Genomic DNA, 2,565 nt, shown 5'->3' on the forward strand with positions numbered 1-2,565 from the left:
CAGCAGATTATCAACTAATTGAACGTCAAGGCTGTCGGTTAAGGGGGTGCCGACCAACGGGCGGCACCCACCGATACCGAAGCATTGCAATCCATCATTGAACAACAGGGGAATTCCCATGATCCGCAAGACCCTCATTGCACTGGCCATCGCCACCGCCTTCACCGCACCGGCCCACGCCCAGTTCGGCAAGCTCAAGGACCTGGCTGGCGGCGGTAACAGCGCCTCGGCCGCCTCGGCCGGTGCTCCGGACGAAGCCGCGCAGGAAGCGCTGGTGCGTCGTTTCGTGTCCTCGCAGTCGCACTCCATCGACGCGCAGACCTCGTTCGCCAAGGCCTTCGGCCTGGCCGAGCAGGTCAAGCTGCTGGAAGCCGAGCGCCTGGCGCTGTCGTCCGGTTCGGTCAACGTCGACCAGATGAAGAAGTCGGTGTCGGTCAGCGAAGCTGCCCAGGCCGCCATTGACGAGCGCGTTGCCGCCAAGCCGGAACTGAGCGCCGAATCCAAGCAGCACTACGCTGAAGGCCTGGTCTCGCTGGTGGCGTCGGCCGCCGAAGGCCAGAAGCTGAGCGGCGAGTCGAGCAACTTCGCCAACGGCATGAAGAACCTGAGCGGCACCCAGCTGGCCACGGTGGGCCGCAAGCTGGCCGCCGGTGCCTGGGTGGCCAAGGAATCGCCGGGCTACCTGAAGGGTCTGTACAGCTCCTCGAAGGCCGCACTGACCTTTGCCAAGGCATCCAAGATCAAGGTGCCGGGCAACGCCGAGTCGATGCTCGATTCGCTCTGACGTATCGACCAACGGTCGATACCTACCACGTGACTTTTGAAGGCCCCGCATGCACAGCTCCGTACGACTGTTGAGCCTGGCCCTCACCGCTGCCCTGCTTGCCGCTTGCGGCAAGTCGGAGGCACCGGTCGAGGCCAAGGCAGACCCGAAGCCCGAATCCAAGCTGGAACAGCCGGCCGCAGCGGAAAAGCCGCAGCGCGGTGGTCCGGATTTCGGTGGCACCACCCAGGTGGCACGTGAGGCGGAGGGCATCGGCAGCACGCCGGAGCTGGCCGTGCTCAACGCGCTGCAGTCGGCGGTGTCGCAGGTCAACGGTGTACGCGTGGCCAGCCAGATGCAGAGCATCCGTGCGGGCCTGCATGTGGACGTGGATGGGCAGCACGTCGGCGATATCCGCGCCGACGCGTTTGCCCAGCAGATGATTGCCGCTTCGCAGGGAGCGGTGCTGGGGTATGAAATCCTCTCGCAGGAAGAAGTGACCCAGCTGGATGAAGAAGTCATTGCGCGCGTGCGCGCCAGTGACGAAGGCTACAGCTATTCCGCGTCGGCCTCGGCCAGCGGTTCGGCGCAGGCGCAGGCCGAAGCCTCCGGTGGCGGTGGCTCGGCCTCGGCCAGCGTCAAGGAAAGCTACAAGGAACAGGCCGAGGTTTCGGCCAAGCAGGGCGCGCGTTCGTTCGAAGGCGACTACAACCGCCGCACGATGCGCAGCTACTGGAAGGTGCGCGTACGCGCCGACATCGCCAAGTACCGCGCACCGGACGAGCAGGGCCGACCGAAGATCGTGGTCGCCCAGCCGCATGTGCGTGCCCGTACCTATGCCGTGGGCGACGGCCGGGTGGAAAGCGATGAAGTGGCCCGTGCGATCCGCGCGCGCCTGAACGACACGCTGACCCAGACCAAGCGTTTCATCGTGCTGGACCGTGAGTTCGGCGACGAGATGCAGGCCGAGATCGACCACATCAACAGCGGCAACGTGCGCCTGCAGGACACCGCGCGACTGGGCCAGCAGCTGGCCACCGACCTGATCCTGGTGCCGACCATCGAGCGCTTCGAGTACCCGCGCAGCGTGCGCAACCTGCGCATGTCCGACCGCCAGGTGACCTCGTATTCGGGCGGCGGGCGCATCACCCTGCGCCTGATCAACGCCACCACCGGTGAGGTGGTGATGTCGGACAGCTTCGACCACCAGTTGGCCGGCACCGGTCCGAGCACGCTGCCGCGTGTGGTGGACGGCAAGGGCATGGCGGCGGCGATGATGGATTCGCTGTCCGGCCAGATCGGCACGGCGATCATCACGGAGATCTTCCCGGTCTCGGTGGTCTCGGTCAGCGGTGACCAGGTGGTGCTGAGCCAGGGCGGCGATTCGCTCAAGGTCGGCCAGCGCTGGCAGGCGGTCAGCCTGGGCGAGGAGCTGAAGGACCCGCAGACCGGCCGTTCGCTGGGCCGTTCGGAAATGCCATGCTGCACGATCCGGATTGACCGCGTGGCCTCGCAGACCTCCTACGGCACGATCGAGGGCGGCGCTGATCTGGGCGGTACCGCGTTCAAGCCGGGTTCGATCGAGCTGCGCCAGCAGGCGGGCGCGGTGAAGCAGACGGCAGCGGCGGCTCCGGCCGGCGAAGCCCCGGCCAAGCCGAAGCCCGCACGTGCGGCGGCCCCGAAGCCGGCCACACCGGCCGAAGATCCGAATTGGTAATGGATTGACGGCGGCGCACGACCCCCGTCGTGGGCGTCCGGGGGGTGGTGGCTAGCCGGGGCCGGCCCCCGGCCCGCGCGACCCG

At 67.1% G+C, this 2,565-nt stretch carries 2 protein-coding genes; both read left to right on the forward strand.

The window, feature by feature from the left end:
• Positions 1-118: 118 nt before the first annotated feature.
• Positions 119-784, forward strand: coding sequence for a hypothetical protein (locus tag QMX83_RS21165; RefSeq protein ID WP_282298595.1), 666 nt, complete (start codon positions 119-121; stop codon positions 782-784).
• 49 nt (positions 785-833) lie between these two features.
• The gene (locus QMX83_RS21170; RefSeq protein ID WP_282298596.1) at positions 834-2,480 is read left to right on the forward strand and encodes a CsgG/HfaB family protein; all 1,647 of its coding nucleotides are present in this window, start codon (positions 834-836) and stop codon (positions 2,478-2,480) included.
• The last annotated feature ends 85 nt before the right edge of the window (positions 2,481-2,565 follow it).

The organism is Stenotrophomonas sp. PS02289, assembly GCF_029960115.1.
Classification (GTDB): domain Bacteria; phylum Pseudomonadota; class Gammaproteobacteria; order Xanthomonadales; family Xanthomonadaceae; genus Stenotrophomonas.

Excerpts from the sequence above, each read along its gene's own strand:
- QMX83_RS21165 (WP_282298595.1), top strand. The coding sequence starts at position 119 with ATGATCCGCAAGACCCTCATTGCACTGGCCATCGCCACCGCCTTCACC.
- QMX83_RS21170 (WP_282298596.1), top strand. The coding sequence starts at position 834 with ATGCACAGCTCCGTACGACTGTTGAGCCTGGCCCTCACCGCTGCCCTG.